This window comes from Actinoplanes sp. NPDC048796 (assembly GCF_040650035.1).
Classification (GTDB): domain Bacteria; phylum Actinomycetota; class Actinomycetes; order Mycobacteriales; family Micromonosporaceae; genus Actinoplanes.
In genome coordinates this window covers 423426-441060 of sequence record NZ_JBEZGO010000004.1, presented here as the reverse complement: position 1 = coordinate 441060, position 17635 = coordinate 423426, and the positions used below count along the sequence as shown (strand labels likewise).

General features: G+C 71.1%; 17 protein-coding genes. 10 read left to right on the top strand and 7 right to left on the bottom strand.

Features of this window, described 5'->3' with window-relative positions:
- Nucleotides 1-54: 54 nt before the first annotated feature.
- A complete protein-coding gene (locus tag AB0C26_RS20715) occupies nt 55-246 on the top strand; it encodes a CsbD family protein (RefSeq protein ID WP_360249475.1) in 192 nt (63 codons plus the stop codon).
- Between the two features lie 84 nt (nt 247-330).
- Here the strand turns inward: AB0C26_RS20715 and AB0C26_RS20710 are convergent, their stop codons facing one another.
- Complete coding sequence (locus AB0C26_RS20710) at nt 331-1683, bottom strand: lysine 2,3-aminomutase (RefSeq protein WP_360249472.1); 1353 nt, start codon at nt 1681-1683, stop codon at nt 331-333.
- Nucleotides 1684-1814: 131 nt separating this feature from the next.
- Here AB0C26_RS20710 and AB0C26_RS20705 point away from each other — a divergent pair, with 131 nt between their 5' ends.
- The 9 genes from AB0C26_RS20705 (at nt 1815) to AB0C26_RS20665 (ending at nt 11625) form a co-directional block, all read left to right on the top strand.
- Nucleotides 1815-2837 carry an L-erythro-3,5-diaminohexanoate dehydrogenase gene (locus tag AB0C26_RS20705; RefSeq protein ID WP_360249469.1) on the top strand — a complete coding sequence of 341 codons (1023 nt, stop codon included), beginning with the start codon at nt 1815-1817 and terminating at the stop codon, nt 2835-2837.
- A gap of 5 nt (nt 2838-2842) precedes the next feature.
- Nucleotides 2843-4354 (top strand): amidohydrolase, encoded by a 1512-nt coding sequence (locus AB0C26_RS20700; RefSeq protein ID WP_360249466.1) that lies wholly within the window; start codon nt 2843-2845, stop codon nt 4352-4354.
- 4 nt (nt 4355-4358) lie between these two features.
- A complete protein-coding gene (locus AB0C26_RS20695; RefSeq protein ID WP_360249463.1) occupies nt 4359-5915 on the top strand; it encodes a lysine 5,6-aminomutase subunit alpha in 1557 nt (518 codons plus the stop codon).
- Nucleotides 5912-6646, top strand: coding sequence for an OAM dimerization domain-containing protein (locus AB0C26_RS20690; protein WP_360249460.1), 735 nt, complete (start codon nt 5912-5914; stop codon nt 6644-6646). The genes AB0C26_RS20695 and AB0C26_RS20690 overlap by 4 nt, the downstream gene beginning before the upstream one ends.
- The gene (locus AB0C26_RS20685) at nt 6643-7008 is read left to right on the top strand and encodes a hotdog domain-containing protein (RefSeq protein WP_360249457.1); all 366 of its coding nucleotides are present in this window, start codon (nt 6643-6645) and stop codon (nt 7006-7008) included. Before AB0C26_RS20690 ends, AB0C26_RS20685 begins: the two co-directional genes overlap by 4 nt.
- Before the next feature lie 8 nt (nt 7009-7016).
- Nucleotides 7017-8240 carry a glutamate mutase L gene (locus tag AB0C26_RS20680; protein ID WP_360250012.1) on the top strand — a complete coding sequence of 408 codons (1224 nt, stop codon included), beginning with the start codon at nt 7017-7019 and terminating at the stop codon, nt 8238-8240.
- Nucleotides 8241-8691: 451 nt separating this feature from the next.
- Nucleotides 8692-10281: an apolipoprotein N-acyltransferase gene (lnt, locus tag AB0C26_RS20675; RefSeq protein ID WP_360249454.1), complete on the top strand. Its 1590-nt coding sequence runs from the start codon at nt 8692-8694 to the stop codon at nt 10279-10281.
- Nucleotides 10278-11066: a polyprenol monophosphomannose synthase gene (locus AB0C26_RS20670; protein ID WP_360249451.1), complete on the top strand. Its 789-nt coding sequence runs from the start codon at nt 10278-10280 to the stop codon at nt 11064-11066. The genes lnt and AB0C26_RS20670 overlap by 4 nt, the downstream gene beginning before the upstream one ends.
- A 46-nt stretch (nt 11067-11112) precedes the next feature.
- Entirely contained in the window at nt 11113-11625 is a 513-nt protein-coding gene (locus AB0C26_RS20665) for an FxsA family protein (RefSeq protein ID WP_360249448.1), read from the top strand.
- Between the two features lie 112 nt (nt 11626-11737).
- Here AB0C26_RS20665 and AB0C26_RS20660 read toward each other — a convergent pair whose 3' ends face one another.
- The 6 genes from AB0C26_RS20660 to AB0C26_RS20635 all read right to left on the bottom strand — a co-directional run bounded on the left by AB0C26_RS20660 (nt 11738) and on the right by AB0C26_RS20635 (nt 17567).
- On the bottom strand, nt 11738-12076 hold the full coding sequence (locus AB0C26_RS20660; protein WP_020517072.1) for an RNA polymerase-binding protein RbpA: 339 nt from the start codon (nt 12074-12076) through the stop codon (nt 11738-11740).
- An 834-nt stretch (nt 12077-12910) separates the two neighbouring features.
- Nucleotides 12911-14068: a serine/threonine protein kinase gene (locus tag AB0C26_RS20655; RefSeq protein ID WP_360249444.1), complete on the bottom strand. Its 1158-nt coding sequence runs from the start codon at nt 14066-14068 to the stop codon at nt 12911-12913.
- 247 nt (nt 14069-14315) lie between these two features.
- Nucleotides 14316-15101, bottom strand: coding sequence for a hypothetical protein (locus tag AB0C26_RS20650; protein WP_360249441.1), 786 nt, complete (start codon nt 15099-15101; stop codon nt 14316-14318).
- A 30-nt stretch (nt 15102-15131) separates the two neighbouring features.
- Nucleotides 15132-15833, bottom strand: coding sequence for an SRPBCC domain-containing protein (locus AB0C26_RS20645; RefSeq protein ID WP_360249438.1), 702 nt, complete (start codon nt 15831-15833; stop codon nt 15132-15134).
- A gap of 2 nt (nt 15834-15835) precedes the next feature.
- Entirely contained in the window at nt 15836-16423 is a 588-nt protein-coding gene (locus tag AB0C26_RS20640; RefSeq protein WP_360249435.1) for a helix-turn-helix domain-containing protein, read from the bottom strand.
- Nucleotides 16424-16526: 103 nt separating this feature from the next.
- Nucleotides 16527-17567: a DUF4037 domain-containing protein gene (locus AB0C26_RS20635; RefSeq protein WP_360249432.1), complete on the bottom strand. Its 1041-nt coding sequence runs from the start codon at nt 17565-17567 to the stop codon at nt 16527-16529.
- Between the last annotated feature and the right edge of the window lie 68 nt (nt 17568-17635).

Genomic DNA, 17635 nt, shown 5'->3' with positions numbered 1-17635 from the left:
ATGCGCGGGGTGGGCACGTTTGGGGCAGAACCGCACTACCACGGAGGTTGAACGATGAGCTTCACCGATAAGGTCAAGAATGAGGCCGAGGAGCTGACCGGCAAGGCCAAGCAGGCCGTGGGGCGGGCCACCGACAACGAGCGGCTCACCGCCGAGGGCGAGGCTCAAGAGACGGCGGCGCACGCCAAGCAGGCGGGCGAGCACGTGAAGGACGCCGGCAAGGATGTCCGCGACGCCTTCAAGTGAGCTGATGGAGACGCGGGACCGCAGCTTGCTGTGGGTTCCGAAGGAGGACGGCCCCCGGGGAGATCCCCGGGGGCCGTTGCCTTTTCACGCTGTTTCGTTGGCCTGCTGTTTGCGCCACCAGTCCTGGCCGGACTCGGGGAGCGTGTCGATCGGGTCGTAGTAGGCGTAGAGCTTCGACAGGGCTTCGCTGTCGTCCTGTTCGATGGAGGTGCGGTAGTTCTTCGTCCAGTACGAGATGCCGTGGTCGCGGTCGTACTCGGACACCATGTGCACCCAGCGTTTGCCGACGAACGGCACGTCGCAGACGATGCGCGGGGTGGCGTAGCCGGGCAGGTAGCCCATCATGTCGTGCTGGAGTTGCTGGGCGTGCCAGACGGGGACGCGCCAGTGTTCGGCGTGCGGGATCATGTCGCACATGTAGAAGTAGTACGGCAGGATGCCGGCCTCGCCTTGCAGGGCGAAGCAGAGGTCGAGCAGGTCGGCCGTGGTGGCGTTGACGCCGCGCATGAGGACGCCTTGGTTGCGGACGTCGCGGACGCCGACTTCCAGGAGTGTCTGGGCGGCGCGGGCGACGAGCGGGGTCAGCGAGTTCACGTGGTTGACGTGGGTGTGCACGGCCAGGTTGACGCCGCGGCGCTGGGCGGTGATGGCGACGCGGTGCAGGCCTTCGACGACGTCGTCCTGCAGCCAGTGCTGGGGCAGGCCCATCAGCGCTTTGGTGGCGAGGCGGATGTCGCGGACGGTGGGGACCGAGAGCAGGCCCATGAGGTACGTCTCGAGCTGCTTCCAGGGGACGTTGGCGACGTCGCCGCCGCTGACGACCACGTCGCGTACGCCCGGGTGGGCTTTGAGGTAGTCGAGGTGGGCCTGGTAGCGGTCGACCGGCTTGAGGGTGAGCTTGAGTTTGTCGACCGTCGGGGTGCTGTTGCCGACGAGGTCCATGCGGGTGCAGTGGCCGCAGTACTGCGGGCAGGTCGACAGGAGTTCGGCCAGGACCTTGGTGGGGTAGCGGTGGGTGAGGCCCTCGGCGACCCACATGTCGTGCTCGTGGAGGCTGTCGCGGGTGGCGTGCGGGTGTGACGGCCAGTCGAGGTGGCGGTCGGTGGCGACCGGGATCATGTAGCGGCGGATCGGGTCGGCGTAGAACGCGTCGGTGGTGACCTCGCCGGTGGGCACCATGGTGTTGAGCATCTGGGGCGGCACCAGCATGGACATGGTGGCCAGGCGCTGCTGGTCGGTTTCGAGGTCGGTGTAGAAGCGTTCGTCGAGCTTGTCGCCCATGACGGCGCGGAGCTGCTTGATGTTCTTGACGCAGTTGACCCGCTGCCATTGGGCGGATTCCCATTGGGCGGCGGTGACGTCGCGCCAGCCGGGGAACCGGGTCCAGTCCGGTTCGATCAGGGGGCGGCGCTCATAGAGATAAGGCTGGACGTCCAACGGTGCCTCCTGATCGATCGTTCGGACCGCCTCAACGTACCGGATGATTTTCGGTCTAGTGAAGGCATGGCCGGAGGATTTACGGTATGGATACGTGCCGGGTTCCTTGATTTTTACGTTGGGTGGGTGTGATGGGGTCTGTGGGGCTCGATCGGGTGCTGGCTCCCGAGGGTGTTCTGCCGCAGGCGGCGTGGCGCTTGGACGCCCGTCCGGAGGTCGGTGCGGACGAGGTTCGGGTGCGGGTGGAGCGGCTGAATCTGGACGCGGCGAGTTTCCGGCAGTTGTCGGAGAAGCACGGCGGTGACGGCGCGAAGGTGCGGGCCGAGGTGCTGGAGATCGTCGGGACGCGCGGGAAGATGCACAACCCGGTGACCGGTTCGGGCGGCATGCTGATCGGCGTGGTCGACGCGGTCGGCCCCGAGTCGCCGCTGGGCGTGAAGCCGGGGGACCGGGTCGCGACGCTGGTGTCCCTGACGCTGACCCCGCTGACGATCACCGATGGCCTCACGAACTGGGACGGGCTCAGTGAGCAGGTGCCGGCCGAGGGCACGGCGATCCTTTTCGGCCGCTCGATCGTCGGTGTGCTGCCGGATGATCTCGCGCCCGAGTTGGCTTTGGCGGTGTACGACGTGTGCGGTGCCCCGGCGCTGACCGACCGCGTTGTTCGTCGATATCCGGACAACCCGACGGTGGCCGTGCTCGGCGGCGCCGGTAAGAGCGGTTCCCTGGCGCTGACCGCGGCCCGGCTCGCCGGGGCCCGTACTGTCGGAATTGTCCGTAACGATGAAGAGCGGGCGAGCCTCGAGGACATCGCGGACGTCGCCATGATCGCCGACGCCCGGAATCCGGTCGAGGTCGCGCGGAAGGTCAGGGAAGCGCTGGGCGAGGAGGCCACGGTCACGGTGGTCTGCGTCGACGTGCCGGGATGCGAGCACGGTGCGATCCTCGCCACGGCCGAGGGCGGCACGGTGATCTTCTTCTCGATGGCGACGAGCTTCCCGGCGGCCGCGCTGGGCGCGGAAGGCCTGGCCGCGGACGTGACGATGCTGATCGGCAACGGCTACGTGCCCGGGCACGCCGCGTTCGCGGTCGATCTGCTGCGCCGCGTTCCGGCGGTCCGGTCCCTCTTCGAGGCCCGCGTCGCGGGAGACTAGCCCCCATGACTGAGGTCCTCTACACCAACGGCCGCCTCTACTCACCGGCTGACCCGAAGGCCACCGCCTTGCTGGTCCGCGACGGCAAGATCGCCTGGCTCGGCGCGAAGGACGACGCCCCCCGCGCCGACCAGACCGTGGATCTCGGCAACGCCCTGGTCACGCCCGCGTTCGTGGACTCTCACCTGCACGCCACGGACACGGGCCTGGCCGCCGAAGGCCTCGACCTGTCGCCGGTCCGTTCGGCGGGCGAGCTGGTGGACGCGGTGGCCGCGTTCGCCAAGACCCGGGCCGCCGACGCGGTCGTGCACGGGCACGGCTGGGACGAGTCGACCTGGGGCGCCGAGCAGACGCCGCCGACCGCGGACGAGCTCGAGCGGGCGGCCGGCGGCCGCCGCGTCTACCTGTCGCAGGCGTCGGTGCATTCCGCCCTGGCGAGCACGTCGCTTCTCGCGGCGGCCGAGAAAGGGCCCGGGTTCGACGCTTCCGGCTGGGTGCGGGAGCAGGCCCACCACGCCGTACGGGCGGTGGCGCTCGGCTCGCTGACCCCGGCCCAGCGCACGCGGGCGCAGCGGGCCGCCCTGGAGCTGGCGGCCTCGAAGGGTATCGCCGCGGTGCACGAGTGCGGCGGCCCCGGCACGTCCAGCGAACAGGACTTCCAGTCGGTCCTGGCGCTGTCGTCGGCCGGCCTGCCGAAGGTGTTCGGCTACTGGGGCGAGCTCGGCGCCGCCGAGAAGGCCCGGGACCTGGGCGCGGTCGGCGCGGCCGGTGACCTGTACGCGGACGGGGCGCTCGGCTCGCGTACGGCCTCGGTCCGTGAGCCCTTCCTGGACGGCGACCACGGGCACGGTGAGGCGTTCCTGACCGCCGAGCAGGCGGCCGAGCATCTGATCGACTGTGTGCGGGCCGGGGTGCAGGGCGGCTTCCACGCGATCGGCGACGCCGCCATCGAGACCGTGCTGGAGGGCTTCGCGATGGCCGCCAAGCGGGTCGGCGTGGACGCGCTGCGCGAGGGCCGGCACCGGATCGAGCACGTCGAGCTGATCGACAAGGCGATGATCGCGCGGATGGTCGAGTTCGGGGTGATCGCCTCGGTGCAGCCGGTCTTCGACGCGCTGTGGGGCGGCCCCGACAAGATGTACGCGCAGCGTCTGGGCGTGGAGCGGGCGATGGCGTCGAACCCGATCGGCGCGATGCACGCGACCGGGGTGCTGCTGGCGTTCGGCTCCGACTCGCCGGTGACCGCGCTGGACCCGTGGGCGATGGTGCGGGCGGCGGTCGCCCCGCACAACCCGGTCTACCGGATGAGTGTGCGGGCGGCGTTCGCGGCGTCGTCGCGCGGCGGCTGGCGGGCGGCCGGGGTGGACGGGGTGGGTGTGCTGGCGCCGGGCGCGTCGGCCACGTTCGCGGTCTGGGACACCCCGGACGGCGTACGGGAAGGGCTGCCGGTTCTGACCAGCTCGCCCGTGTGCCGGCGCACTGTTCTGCACGGCGAGACGATCTACGAAAAGGGATAAGAGGATGGCGGGGAAGCTGGATCTGGATCCGCGGGTGGTGCGTGAGGCGCGCGCGCTCGCGGCGCGGGCGGGTCAGCCCGTGGTCGACCTCGCGCGCTCGCACACGACGGTGTCGGTGGAGCGGGCGGTGCTGCGCCTGGCCGGGGTGCGCGGGGCCGACTCGGACGGCATCCCCTGGGTGAACCGGCTGGTCGACGCGGTGCGCGCGGACGTGGGGCTCGAGCACGGGGTGGCCGTGCCGGTGTTCCACGCGATGCGCGCCACCGGCGTCGACGACATCACGGTGCTCGCGCAGAAGGCCGCCGCGGGGGCCGTACGCTTCGGCGTACCCACCAGGAAAGCGGAAGCCACCGCGGCCCGCCGGGCCGCCAGAAGGGCGACCAACGACGGCCTGAAGACCATCGACCGGCGCCGGGCCGAACGCGACCGCCTGATCAAGCGGTACGGGGACCCCGAGCAGCGCCCGTGGATCTATCTGATCGTCGCCACCGGGGACATCCTGGAGGACATTCCGCAGGCCCAGGCGGCCGCGCGGGCCGGCGCCGACGTGATCGCGGTGATCCGCTCGACCGGGCAGTCGCTGCTGGACTACGTGCCGGAGGGCGCCACCCGGGAGGGCTTCGCCGGCACGTACGCGACGCAGGAGAACTTCCGGCTGATGCGGGCGGCCCTGGACGAGACGTCCAGGGAGCTGGGCCGGTACGTGCGGCTGACCAACTACGCGTCCGGGCTGTGCATGCCGGAGATCGCCGCGCTGGCCGGCCTGGAACGGCTCGACATGATGCTCAACGACTCGATGTACGGGATCCTGTTCCGCGACATCAACCCGATCCGCACCTTCGTCGACCAGCGGTTCAGCCGCCAGGTCCACGCCCGCGCCGGCATCATCATCAACACCGGCGAGGACAACTACCTGACCACGGCCGACGCGGTCGAGGCGGCCCACACGGTGACGGTGTCGCAGCTGCTCAACGAGTTCTTCGCGCACGAGGCCGGCCTGCAGAACTGGCAGCTCGGCCTCGGGCACGCGTTCGAGATCAATCCGGAGCTGCCGGAGTCGTTCCGCCTGGAGCTGGCGCACGCGCTGCTGGCCCGCGAGCTGTTCCCGGACGCCCCGCTGAAGTGGATGCCGCCGACCAAGCACATGACCGGCGACGTGTTCCGCGGCAACCTGCTGGACGGTTTCTTCAACCTGGTCGGCGCCCTGACCGGACAGGGCATCCTGCTGGTCGGCATGATGACCGAGGCGGTGGTCACCCCGTGGCTGTCCGACCGCGACATCGCCCTGCAGAACGTGCGCTACGTCCTGACCGGCGCCGGGAACCTGCACGAGGACTTCCTCCCCGCCCCGGGCGGCTTCATCCAGCAGCGCGCCCACGCCGTCCTCGGCGAGGCCATCGACCTGCTGCGCCGCATCGAGAACGACACCCTGCTCACGGCTATCGCCGACGGCACCTTCGGCATCATGAAGCGCCCCGCCGACCGCGGCAAGGGCCTCGACGGCGTCGCCCAGCACGCCGAGGACTACTACAACCCGGTGACGGAGGCGTTGGAGGCATGAGCATCGTTCGGCCCTATGGGGACACCACCGGGGACGGGATGGTGCAGCTGTCGTTCACGCTGCCCGTGCCGCATGACAAGCGGGCCGAAGGGGCCGCCGTGCAGTTGGCCAACAAGATGGGGATGGATCCGGCGCTGCTGGTGCACGCCAAGCCGATGGGCGACGGGTTCACGTTCTTCGTGGTCTACGGGCGGGTCAATCATCTGGTCGACACCGATCAGGTGCAGGTCGTCGAGCGGGACTTCCCGCTGCTGAGCGCCAAGGAGGTCAACGCCGTCATCAAGCGGCGGATGCGGCGGCGGCTCAACGTGGTGGGCGCCTGCATCGGCACCGACGCGCACACCGTGGGCATCGACGCGATCCTCAACGTCAAGGGGATCGCGGGGGAGAAGGGCCTGGAGTACTACCGGGAGCTGTCGGTGACCAACATGGGCGCTCAGGTGTCGGTGCCCGACCTGGTCGAGACGGCCCGCGCGCAGAAGGCCGACGCGGTGCTGGTGTCGCAGGTCGTCACCCAGCGCGACGCGCACCTGCAGAACACCCGGGCCATGTCGGCGGCGTTCCGTGAGGCGCTGCCGGCCGGGAAGCGGCCGCTGCTGATCGTGGGCGGCCCGCGCTTCGACGAGCTGATGGCGGCCGAGCTCGGCGTCGACCGGATCTTCGGGCGGGGTACGACCCCGCGCGAGGTTGCCTCGTATCTCGTTCACGCGCTAGTCGGGAGCCAGAATTGATCACTGTCACGCATCGCCGGTACGTGCCGTACTCGCACGCCCACTACGCCGGGAACCTGGTCGACGGCGCGTACTCGCTGGGGTTGTTCGGCGATGTGGCGACCGAGGTGTGCATTCAGCTCGACGGGGACGAGGGACTGTTCGCCTCGTACGACGACGTGCAGTTCAAGGCGCCCGTGCAGGCCGGCGACGTCCTGGAGGTCACGGCGACGGTCGTGCACATGGGCACCCGGTCGCGGAAGATCGCGTTCGAGTCGCGGGTGGTGTGCCGGGGGACCGGCGGGTCGTCGGCGATGGTTCTCGAGACGCCGATCGTCGCCGTGTCCGCCACGGGGACGGTCGTCGTGCCGCCGAAGAATTGAGCGACACCGTGGTGTGTGTGGACGTCGGGTCCACGTACACCAAAGCCGCTCTGATCTCTCTGTCGCCGGCGGCCCTGGTGCGCCGGGCCGAAGTGCCGACCACGTCCGCCGGCGACGTTCTGGCCGGGCTGGACGAGGCGGTCGCGGCGGTCGGCGGGCTCGGTTCCCCGTTGTACGTCTGTTCGTCCGCCGGCGGAGGCCTGCGGCTCGCCGTCGTCGGGTACGAGTCGCTGGTGACCGCCGAGGCCGGGCACCGGGTCGGCTTGTCGGCCGGCGCGCAGGTCGTGCACGTGGCCGCCGGTCCTCTCGATAAATCGGGAATGTCGGAACTGAGGGAGTCGCGGCCGGATGTGATCCTGCTCGTCGGCGGTACCGACGGCGGCGACGGTGACGTGCTGCTGCACAACGCCCGGCGGCTCGGCAACGCCCGGATCAGGGTGCCGGTGGTGGTGGCGGGCAACGCCGAGGTGCGCGACGAGGCCGCTTCCCTGCTGCACGGCCCGGTGACGCTCGCCGGCAACGTCCTGCCCCGGATCGGGGTGCTCGAGCCCGGGCCGGCCCGCGCGGCCATCCGCGACGTCTTCCTCCAGCACGTGATCGGCGGCAAACGTCTGTCCCGGGGCAAGCGCTTCACGTCCCTCGTCCGGGCGGCCACACCCGACGCCGTGCTCGCCGGCGTCGAACTGCTGGCCGACGTCACCGGGGCCGGTGTGCTCGTCGTCGACGTCGGCGGCGCCACCACCGACGTGTATTCGGCCCTGCTGCCGGACGCGGAGAGCGAGTCCGGCCCGCGCCGGGACGTGGCGGGTACCCTCTGGCGCTCCCGGACCGTGGAGGGCGATCTGGGGGTCGCCGTCGGCGCCCCCGGCACACTGGCCGCGGCGGCGGCCGAGAAATTGGCACTGACGCCTTCCGGTGACCGTGGGTTAGCCGCGGCCGCCGCCACGATCGCCCTGCGGCGGCACGCGCGTGGCCACTCGTCCGGTCCCGGTCAGCCCCGCACCGGCGGCCGGGACCTGCGCGACGTGCGCCTGGTGGTCGGCTCGGGCGGGGTGCTGCGGCACGGCGGCGGCGCATATGTGCTGGACGCGGTCCTGTCCGACACCGCCGGCGGCTGGGCCGCCCCGTCCGAGGCCCGCACCGTCGTCGACGAGCAGTACGTTCTGGCCGCGGCCGGGCTGCTCGCGAATGATCACCCTCACGTCGCGGCCACCCTCGTGAACAGCCTGTAGCCCGATCGGGTACAGGACATGACACGCCGGGGAACGCGACACGCCCGGGGCAGGGGGCGGCGGTTGACAGAGGGGCGGGGGAGCGACGTACCGTCGTCGAATCCTGAGCACGGCAGCGACTCTGTTCGCTCCGTTCCTCCGCCCACTGGCCGCAGTCCTCGCAGGGGTCGCGCGTTCAGCCAGGTCCAGGGGGTGGGGGTCGGCGGGGCGGCGGCGGACCGGTCGCGACCGCGGTGGAGCAGGGGAGTGAACGGCGCCAGTAGACAACGGCACGTCAGCGGGCAGCCAGCCCGGTGCGGGCCGGTCCGAAGGTGACCGCGACCTCCGGCTGTTCCACCGGCCGTGTCCAGGAGACGGAATCGATGAAACAGGCGCGGTCCCGCGGGGCCGCGCCTGTTTCCCGGTGGAGGCCGTGCCGTTATCCGGTGCGGGTAGCCTCTCGCGGGTGGAGATGACGTTGCAGCCCCCCGCTGCGCCGCTGGTCACGGCGCACACCGACCCGCCACGCCCCGTGCGGCGGCGGTACGCGTACGCGCTCACCGTGCTCGCGGGTCTCGCGCTTCTCCTCGCCCTGCCGCCGTACGGCCTGTGGTGGCTCGCCCCGGCCGGCGTGGCCCTGCTCGCCGCCGCCACCGGCCACCGCCGTCTCGGCGGCGCCTTCGGCATGGGTTTCCTGGCCGGGGCGGTGCTGTTCGTCCCCCTGCTCGACTGGACCCGGATCGCCGCCGGCTGGCTGCCCTGGATGCTGCTGGCGCTGGCCGAGGCCTGCTTCGTCGGCCTGACCGGGGTGGCCATCGCCTGGCTGGCGCCGCTGCTGGACCGCTGGCGGGCCCTGTGGCCGCCGGTGCTGGGCCTGCTCTGGGTGGCCCAGGAAGCGGCCCGCGACCGGGCGCCGTTCGGCGGCTTCCCGTGGGGGCGGCTCGCCTTCAGCCAGGACGAGGCCCCCGCGCTGCGGCTCGCCGCCTCAGGTGGCGCCCCGTTGGTCACGTTCGCCGTGGCGGCCGCCGGAGGGGCGCTTGTGGCCCTGCTGTGGCGCCGCCGATGGTCGTACGCCGCCCTCGGCTATCTCGCGGCCCTGGCCGCTCTGATCGCCGGCCCGCTGCTGGTGCCGGTGGCCGAGGCGAGCGGCCCCACCCAGACCGTCGCCGTCGTGCAGGGCAACGTGCCCCGCCTCGGCCTCGACTTCAACGCCCAGCGCCGCGCGGTGCTCGACAACCATGTCCGGGCCACCAAGCAGCTCGCCCTCGACGTCGCCGCCGGCAAGGCGCCCAAGCCCGACCTGGTCGTCTGGCCGGAGAACTCCAGCGACATCGACCCGCTGCGCAACGCCGACGCCGCCCAGCAGATCTCCGACGCCGCGAACGCGATCGACACGCCGATCCTGGTCGGCACGGTCCTGCGTACGGACAAGCCGGCCGACATCAAGAACGCCGGCATCCTGTGGAACCCGGGCACCGGCCCCGACCTGGCCCAGCAGTACGTCAAACGCCACCCGGTGCCGTTCGCCGAGTACGTGCCGCTGCGCTCGATCGCCCGCCTGGTCACCGACAAGGTCGACCTGGTGAGGAACATGCTCGCCGGTGACCACCCCGGCGTCATCCGATCGGGTGCGCTCACCATCGGCGACGTCATCTGCTTCGAGGTGGCGTACGACGACATCGTCCGCGACACTGTGGTGGGCGGCGCCCAGGTGCTGGCCGTGCAGACCAACAACGCGACCTTCAACGAGGCCGAGGCCCGCCAGCAGCTGGCCATGGTCCGGTTGCGGGCCGTCGAGCACGGCCGCGAGGCGCTGATGGTGTCCACCGTCGGGGTGTCGGCGTTCGCCGGCACGGCCGGTCAGGTGTACGACTCCAGCGGCTTCAACGTCGGCTCGGTGATGGTGCGTGACATGCACGTGGGCGATACGACTACGCTGGCGACTCGTTTGGGCCATTGGCCCGAGATGGTCATGGTCGCTTTGGCGATCGTGGCCGTGGCCGGTGCGTTCGTGATGCGACGCCGGCGGCGTACGACCAGCGACGATGCGGAGGCACGGTGAGCGAGGCGGAAGGCTACCCGGGGGTGGGGCGGGTCCTCGTGGTGATCCCGACCTACAACGAGGCGGACAACATCCGCCTGATCACCGAGCGGACCCGCCGTGCGGTCCCGTCGGTCGACATCCTCGTCGCCGACGACAACTCGCCGGACGGCACCGGCGCGATCGCCGACGAGATCTCGGCCGCCGACGACCACGTCTTCGTCCTGCACCGGGCCGGCAAGGAGGGTCTGGGCGCCGCCTACAAGGCCGGTTTCGCCTGGGCCAAGAACAAGGGGTACGACGCGGTCGTCGAGATGGACGCGGACGGCTCCCACGCGCCCGAGGAGCTGCCCAAGCTGCTCGACGCGCTGCGCGACACCGACGCGGTCCTGGGCACCCGCTACATCCCCGGCGGCAGCGTGCACAACTGGCCGCTGCACCGGCTGCTGCTCTCCCGCGGCGGCAACATCTACATCAAGATGGCGCTGGGCATGCCGTTCAAGGACGCCACCGGCGGCTACCGCGCCTACCGGATGCCGGTGCTCGACGCGATCAACGTCGACACGGTCGCCTCCACCGGCTACTCGTTCCAGGTCGAGCTGGCCTGGCGCTCGTACAAGGCGGGCTTCCGGATGGCCGAGGTGCCGATCACGTTCACCGAGCGCGAACACGGCGTCAGCAAGATGAGCGGCAACATCTTCAAGGAACAGCTGCTCAGGGTGACCCTGTGGGGCGTGCAGACCCGCCGTGAGGCGCTGCGGGCCCGGTTCGGCAAGAGCCGCCGCGAAGGTTCCACCTGGCCGTGACCGGGCACGGGCGTGTCATGCTTGGATTCTGACACCGGAGGTCCCTATGCGCCGTCGAGGCCTGGCTCTGCTTCCCGCGGGCCTGTCACTGCTGGCGATCGCCGAGATCGTCGTGTTCATCCTGGTCGCCCACGCGATCGGCGGCGGCTGGGCCATCCTGCTGGCCGCGGCCGCGAGCCTGGCCGGCATGGCGCTGCTGCGCCGCGAGGGCATGAAAGGCTGGCGCCGCTTCCAGGCCGCCTCGGTCGAGGGCCGCCCGCCGGGCGACGAGGTGATCCGCTCGCTGGTCGGCCTGGGCGGCGCCCTGCTGCTGGCCATCCCCGGCTTCATCACGGCGGTGGCCGGCCTGCTGCTCCTGCTCCCGCCGGGCCGCCAGCTGGCCCGCCGCGGCGTGGAACGCTACGCCAGCCGCTTCGTCGGCTTCGACGCGTTCGGTCCCCGCAAGGTCCGCGTCCGTCCCGGCGACCCCATCGTCGTGATCGACGACGACCGCCCGGCCACCCGGACCCCCGCCGCCGCCATCGAGGGCGAAATCGTCGAGGGCGAAGTCCTGCGCTGACCCTGGCGCGGTTCCCACGCCCGCACATGCGCGTCGCGCGCGCTACCGCTTCCCAACCAACGCGAAAGGGCCGTTCCGGAAATTTCCGGAACGGCCCTTTCGCGTTGTGGTGTTACCGGCCCCGACGGGTCCGGACCTCCTGAAGGCGCTCGTTGAGGATGTCCTCGAGCTCCGAGATCGAACGCCGCTCCAGGAGCATGTCCCAGTGGGTACGCGGCGGCTTCGCCTTCTTCTGCTCCGGCTCGCTGCCGTCGACCAGGCGGGCGACGCTGCCGTCGAACTTGCACTCCCAGGTGGTGGGCACCTCGGCGTCGACGGCGAACGGCACCTCGAACTGGTGACCCTTGACGCACAGGTACTCTCGGGTCTGCCGGGGCGCCAGCTCCGTGTTGCGGTCGGACTCGTAGCTGACCGCGCCAAGACGGCTGCCGCGCAGCATGCGTTCGCCCATGATTGGCTTCCCCTCGCTCGTGGTGCTGCTCTCGTTGGTGTAACGAAAGGGGCGGCCGCGGGATTCCTGCGGTCGCCGAGACTACAGCGTTCGATATGACAGCACTGCCGGTATGACAACACCGCCGTTGTGACGCCAGTGTTAACGCTACGAGCGTAGCCGCCCGAGGCCCTTACCCGGCATACCGCACCCCCGCCGAAGTGGACCTTGGTCCACTTTACGGTCTATGGGTGTTCTACAGGTGATGCGACTTCGGTCACCCGGTCGAGTAATTCCGCAAATCGGCACTCCCGTTCCGCTCCTCGCCGGTCAATATTCGTCCGCCGGTCGCTCAAGATGAGCACTCTTCACCCGGCTGCTCAGGCCGCCGTGTGGATTTGGTCACCCCTGTCCCTCAGGCCACAGGCGCGCGGGTCCATCGGCGGCGAGGAACTCCACTGACCGAATCCCGGCGTCGGCGACCAGGACGTCGATGCGGGCCCGTGCCCCGTGCGGCCTCGATCAGTGACCACCGACGTGGATGTCCGGCCAGGAGCCGGCCGCGGGCACCGGAGGATCTTCGTCTTCAGGCACTTGACGCGGTTCGCCTGGATGACGGCCGATTCAAGACCACCCCGCCGGCCAGGGCGACCGCTCCATACACGAACGTCGCGCCGGCGGTGCCGCGTCGAAGTCGGCCGTTTCGGTCTTGGTGAAGTCCACGGTTGCCGTGCGATCGGGAGGGGCTCGGCTGAAGCCTGTGCGGCGACGGCGAGTGCCGCCTTGAATCGTGTGGTTGCTCGCAGCGGATCCGGAGTTTGTCCGGGTCCCGCTTCGGGCGGCGGGACCAGCAGATCAGTTGTGGGTGGCCTGAGCCGGGGCGGGGCGGGTGCCGCCGAGGGACGCCAGGGCGGAGGCCAGGTCGCTGACCTGTGTGGACAGCTGCGCGGCCCGGGTCTGGGCGGCTTCGGCGTCGGACTGGGCGGTGGCGAGGCGGCGTTCGAGGTCGGCGCGGTCGCGGGCGGCCCGGTCCAGTTCGTCGCGCAGGCCTCGGAGGGTGTCGCGTTCGGCGCGGGCCTCGGCGGCATCACGCTGGGCTTGGGTGAGCTCGGCGCGGGCGTCGGCGGTGTCGCGGTGGGCTTGGGCCAGCTCGGCTTGGTGGGCTTCGCGGTCGGTGGCGGCGTTTCGCCGTACCTCGGCAAGGGTCTTGTCGGCGGCCGCGAGCTGCTCGGCGGCTTCGCGGCGGGCGGTGGCCAGCTCCGTGTCGAGGCGGCGGGCCTCGTCGCGGGCGGTGTCGCGCTCCCGGCGCAGCTCCTCGCCGCGCTGGGCGGCGGCTTCGGCGTCTCGCAGGGCGGTGGCCAGGTCACGTTCGGCGGCCTCGCGGTCGCGGCGTACGTCCTGAAGCTCCGTCCGGGTGACCGACAGCTCGTCGCGGGCCGCGTCCCGGTCGGCTTCGGCCCGTTCCTTGAGCGCCCCGGCCGCGGTGGCTTCCCGGCGCGCCTCGTCGCGTTCGGCGCGGGCCTGCTCGGCGTCGCGGCCGGCCTGCTCGGCGGCGCGCGCGGACTCCTCGGCCCGGTGCTGGGCCTCGTCGCGTTCGGCGGTGGCGGCCGCGGCCACCTGCTGCGCGGCCGACGCCTCGGTGGCGGCCCGTTCGGCGTCGCGGCGCGCGTCGTCGCGTTCGGTGTGCGCGGCCGCGATCTGCCCCGACGTCTCAGCCCGGATCTCGGCCACCTGGCGTTCCACGCCGGCGGGGGAGAGCTCGGAGTGCAGGGCCTCGGACAGCCCGGTGACGAGCTGGTCGAGCCGGTCGACCACCTCCCACGTACGGGCCACCTGCCCGGCCAGCCCCGGCGAGGCCCGGTGCCGCATGCGCACGTTGCGGGAGGCGCGCTGGCACTCCCCGTCGTTGTCCCGGCAGTAGCGGAACGGCCGCCCGGCGGACGAGCGCTGCGGAACCGGCCGTCCACAGTGAGCGCAGGGACGGGTCTCGGAGGCGGTGTCGTTCTCGTTCATCGCGACCCCACCCTAGGCCCCGCACCCCGGAAGATCGCGCCACCACACCGATCCCCACAAACATCCTAGGACGCTCTACGCGATGTGCGCCCCGTCACCGGTCACGGCCACAAGAAAACCAAAAAGGAATCAACGACATCCCACCAATTGCCTTTCGGCTTCTGCTCGGGTCAGAGATGGGCGTGGACGACCGCGTACATCAGCCGCCAGAGAGATGCCGTGAGGATCGCGGTGGGAATCGCGGTGATCAGCAAAAGCGGCCAGTGCCGCCAGAGGCGACGGGCGAAGACCAGCCCGACGAGTACGGCGAGGGGCAGCACCACCCGCACGAAGGCGGCGATCGCGACCCGCGAAAGAACTCGGCTTCGTCTCCGGCGCCCGACGGCAGATCCCACGGCGACACGGTCGGCATCCGGTACCAGCCTTCGCCGGACAGCAGCCCGTACGCGACACCGGCGGCGACCGCGGCCCGGCGCGTCCCCATGATCCGTCGCGGTGGCCCGCTCGCCTCCGTTCCCCGCGGCGGCTCCACCTCAGAGCCGAAACACCGCTGAAGGTGCGCCGGCGTGGTCGTAGGGGTCGTGGTCCGTGGCGTGTCGGGCGTGGAGTCGTTCGGCGAGGGACGGATCGCGTGGCCGAGGAGGCCGAGCAGTGGGCCGGCGACCAGCGAGCCGGTGAGCCAGATGGTGGTCATGATGGCGACGTTGAGCAGGCCGTGCAGGTCGCCTGAGCTGCCGCCGCTCCAGCGCCGGCTGACGAGCACGATCAGCAGGTAGTAGCCGAGGGTGGCGGTCACCAGGACTGTGGTGGCGGTGGCGGCGGCGTGCCGGGGGTTGCGGGCGTGGTGGCCGGTGAGCAGGGCGGCCAGGCCCCAGGCGAAGCCGCTGCTGGTGAGCGCGACCATGACGTGCCCGCCGATGCCGTCGACGTGGTCGGCGGTGAATGCCAGGAGGGCCAGCGCTGTTGCCGTGCCGGTGGCGGGGAGGACCGCGAGTGGTGTTCGTCGTGGTGGGGTGGTCGCGCGGTTCGCCAAGCCGTGTCTCCCTCGGTGTGCCGGCGGGTTTCAGGGGGTGTGGAGGGTGGTGAGGAAGTCGGTCCAGTTGGTGGGGTCGGGTTCGAAGGTTTCGTGGGCGGCGATCATGGGGCCGCGGTAGCCGCGGATGTAGCGGTGCAGGGCTGTGGGTGTTCGGATGCCGAGGGTGTGGTGACTGGCGTGGTAGACCTCGCCGCCGTTGCCGGTGTGGTCGCCGGGGCGGGGTTGGTGGGTGAGGCCGAGGGTTTTGTGCAGGGTGGTCCAGGCGGTGGGCCAGTCGGTGATGGGCGGGCCGAAGGCGGTGACGGGTGTGGCGGTGCGGCCGGGGAAGTGGTTGAGGTAGGTGGTGAGGGTGGCGTTGAACAGGGCGACGCCGTGGCTCATGGCCTCGTATTCGTCGGCCCAGTCGTCGCCGGGCAGGAAGCCGCTGGTGATGGCGCGCAGGGTGGTGGCGGATTGGTGGTGGCCTTCGATGAGGAATTCGAAGGCTTGGAAGCGGCCGTCGGGTGTGGTGTCGGTGCGGTAGGCGAAGTGGTGGGGTGGGTCGTTGGCGGTGATGGTGGCGGTGGGGAAGGTGGTGGTGCCGAAGGCCGTCCGGACGGTGTCGTGGTCGGTTTCGGTGTGGCCGATGTACCAGGAGGAGATGCCGGGTCCGGTGGCGATGGCGTTCCAGACGTGTTCGGGGTCGGTGTCGACGGTGGTGTCGAGTTCGATCTCGTATTCCTTGCCCATGGTCATTTCTTCTCGGCGGCGGAGTCGAGCGCGGGGTGGACGGCGAGGACGAGGCGGTGTTTGCGGCCGGTGTCGCTGTGGTAGCGGGCGAGCAGGCCGGTGACGGTGGCGGTGAGTTCTTCGGCGAAGGCGGCGCGGTCGGCGGGGGTGGCGAAGCGGATTTCGCCGTCGAGGGCGTAGGTGGCGAGGCGTTGTCTGCTGGTGGCGGCGCCGGTGATGAGGGCGCCGACGTCGCGGACGAGGCGGGCAGCGAGGGCGAGTAGCCAGCGGGCGGAGAGGCGGTCGGGGGCGCGGGTGGGGTCGGGGGCGACGGCGGGCAGGGCGTTGGGGGAGATGACGTAGGAGGCGGCGGTGGCTTGCATCAGGCGTTCGGTGACGTTGCCTTTGCGGCGTTCTTCGACGAGGTGGACGAGGCCGTGTTGTTCGAGGGTCCGCAGGTGGTAGTTGATTTTTTGCCGGGGCAGGCCGATTTTGCCGGCGAGGGTGGTGGCGGAGCCGGGTTGGGCGAGTTCGGCGAGGAGGCGGCTGCGGATGGGGTCGAGGGAGATCTCGGCGGTGGCGGGGTCCTCGATGACGGCGATGTCGTGCATGTGGTCGACCTTGGCACCGAAAAGAATTCTTGTCCAGGTGGGCGGGGGTGTATGCCGACGGAGGCGGGCTGGTCGGCGGGGAATCGGCGTGGTGGGCGTCTGGTCATGGCAGGGTGGCGGCGGTGAGGGCGCGGGTGAGGCGGGGGTCGGTCAGGACGTCGGTGCTGTCGATGATCTGGTCGGCGCAGCCGGTGGTGGGCAGGGCGCGCAGGGTGGGGTCGGTGATGGCGTCGCGGAGGGCGTCGGTGAAGCGGGCGGCGCCGATGACGGCGTAGCCGCGGTCGAAGAAGGGGCGGCGGGCCGGTGGTTGTTCGGCGCTGAGGCCGAGGTCGTTCTGGCGGAGGGCGGCGATTTCGAGGGCGGCGCAGAGCGCGTTCTCCCGGTCGTGTTCGTCGGTGGTGTAGAGGGCGGCGCGCAGGGCGGCGGCGGTGAGGTCGGCGGGCAGGGCGTGGGTGAGCCATTTGGCGTACGGGGGCCAGGTGCGTTCCTGGAGCAGGTGCAGGCGGGCCACTTCGCGGCAGAGGCGGGCGGTGAGCATGCGGGTGCCGAGGTCGTCGCCGTTTTCGGCGGCGCGGGCGGGGAACGCTTCTTCCTGGCTGATGCGGGCCCATTGGCAGGCGAGGATGTAGCGCCAGACGTCGGGTGGGTACCAGCCCAGGCCTTCGCGGGCGGCGGTGAGGACGTTGCCGGGGTCGTGGAAGACGTCGCCGCGGGTGAATTCGGCGAGGCGTTGCCAGGGGGTGGCGAGCCAGTCGAGCAGGCCGATGCCGTCGGCGGGGTCGAAGCCGAGGAGGTCGCGGCACCAGGTGGGGAAGGGCTGGATGCGGACGTAGTGGTCGACGTCGCCGTCGGTGTGGGCCATGCTGCGGACGCGGGCGCCGGGTGGTTCGAAGTGGGTGGGCCAGCCGCGGACGTGTTTGGGCAGGCGGCGGGCGAGAAGTTGGTGCAGGTCGCCGGGGTTGTCAACGAACAGTTCGAGGCGGGGTCCCCAGTCGTGGTCGGTGGAGCGTTCGGTGTCGTAGCCGAGGACGTCGGAGCCGGGGCCGAGCCGGGCGGCCGCGTGGGGCAGGTCGCCGAGCAGGGGGCGTACGGCTTCGAAGTAGAAGTGGCGGGCGAGGGTGAGGCCGGGCAGGAATTCAGGCATGCCTCGCAAGGTAGCGGCGGTCGCTGGCATGATCCGGGGTTGTCCACAGGAACGTGGTTGTCCACAGC

Bases quoted from the DNA above. Each gene is read 5' to 3' on its own strand.
- AB0C26_RS20690 (WP_360249460.1), top strand. From the start codon at position 5,912: ATGAGCATCGTTCGGCCCTATGGGGACACCACCGGGGACGGGATGGTG.
- AB0C26_RS20640 (WP_360249435.1), bottom strand. From the start codon at position 16,423: ATGCACGACATCGCCGTCATCGAGGACCCCGCCACCGCCGAGATCTCC.
- AB0C26_RS20660 (WP_020517072.1), bottom strand. From the start codon at position 12,076: ATGGGCGAACGCATGCTGCGCGGCAGCCGTCTTGGCGCGGTCAGCTAC.
- AB0C26_RS20705 (WP_360249469.1), top strand. From the start codon at position 1,815: ATGGGGTCTGTGGGGCTCGATCGGGTGCTGGCTCCCGAGGGTGTTCTG.
- AB0C26_RS20655 (WP_360249444.1), bottom strand. From the start codon at position 14,068: ATGAACGAGAACGACACCGCCTCCGAGACCCGTCCCTGCGCTCACTGT.
- AB0C26_RS20635 (WP_360249432.1), bottom strand. From the start codon at position 17,567: ATGCCTGAATTCCTGCCCGGCCTCACCCTCGCCCGCCACTTCTACTTC.
- AB0C26_RS20695 (WP_360249463.1), top strand. From the start codon at position 4,359: ATGGCGGGGAAGCTGGATCTGGATCCGCGGGTGGTGCGTGAGGCGCGC.
- AB0C26_RS20700 (WP_360249466.1), top strand. From the start codon at position 2,843: ATGACTGAGGTCCTCTACACCAACGGCCGCCTCTACTCACCGGCTGAC.
- AB0C26_RS20665 (WP_360249448.1), top strand. From the start codon at position 11,113: ATGCGCCGTCGAGGCCTGGCTCTGCTTCCCGCGGGCCTGTCACTGCTG.
- lnt (WP_360249454.1), top strand. From the start codon at position 8,692: ATGACGTTGCAGCCCCCCGCTGCGCCGCTGGTCACGGCGCACACCGAC.
- AB0C26_RS20645 (WP_360249438.1), bottom strand. From the start codon at position 15,833: ATGGGCAAGGAATACGAGATCGAACTCGACACCACCGTCGACACCGAC.
- AB0C26_RS20715 (WP_360249475.1), top strand. From the start codon at position 55: ATGAGCTTCACCGATAAGGTCAAGAATGAGGCCGAGGAGCTGACCGGC.